Source organism: Rothia sp. HMSC071B01 (genome assembly GCF_001808945.1).
Classification (GTDB): domain Bacteria; phylum Actinomycetota; class Actinomycetes; order Actinomycetales; family Micrococcaceae; genus Rothia.
On sequence record NZ_KV795053.1, the window covers coordinates 1 to 381 of the forward strand.

Genomic DNA, 381 nt, shown 5'->3' on the forward strand with positions numbered 1-381 from the left:
CTGACCCAGGTATCAGGGTCCTGCACATAGTGAACCTGCCAGGCAGAGAAGGGATTTGCGCTGTAGGAGGTGATGCTTTTACCGGTCTGGAGCCAGTCAGTCAGCCATTCGTCGTAGTCTTCAACGGCTGCTGCACGCAGACACGTGCTCTGGGCGATGAGCTGGTCAAAGAGCCGCTGTTGTGCGGCGAACCCATTCTCACCCTCATCGGAGAGGAGGATTCTATAGTATTCCCGCTTTTCCGCCTGCTCTTTCTGCGCAGCCCACTTTTCTTCCTTCCGGTTCTTCTGCCAGGCTTCGTAGTGCTCCAGCAGGCGCAATTCCAGCGGGGTGGGCAGGGGCTTCGCCTCCGAATTGGGTGCGAAGAGGTTCTTGAAAAAG

1 protein-coding gene is annotated in these 381 nt (G+C 57.0%); it reads right to left on the bottom strand.

All coding sequences use genetic code 11. The annotated features are described in order from the left end of the window. A partial coding sequence (locus HMPREF2527_RS09750) for a hypothetical protein (protein WP_168161076.1) occupies positions 1-381 on the bottom strand: 381 nt, incomplete at both ends.